Source organism: Neisseria sp. P0009.S007, assembly GCF_051962515.1.
In genome coordinates this window covers 1-231 of the sequence record NZ_JBQCVF010001331.1, presented here as the reverse complement: position 1 = coordinate 231, position 231 = coordinate 1, and the positions used below count along the sequence as shown (strand labels likewise).

1 protein-coding gene is annotated in these 231 nt (G+C 51.9%); it reads left to right on the top strand.

The window, feature by feature from the left end; genetic code table 11:
* On the top strand, positions 1 to 231 hold a 231-nt coding region (locus ACTHS3_RS18820), incomplete at both ends, for a hypothetical protein (protein WP_440368932.1).

Below are 231 nucleotides of genomic sequence, written 5' to 3'. Positions count from 1 at the left end.
AATTTATCATGCGGCCAAGCCCGAGGTTTTGGAAGGGATTATTAAGGCTTTGCAGCAGGACGGTTTTTCAGACGACCTTTATGCGGATACTTTGGTCGCGCATGAAAACGGTCGGGAATCTTTGCAACTGCCTGCTGAGTTTCATGGCGTAGCTGAAGTTTGCTTGGAAGACGAAGCGGGCGGACGGCAGGTTTTGCCGTTGAACCATGGCGAAGACGGCGTGCTTTGGGT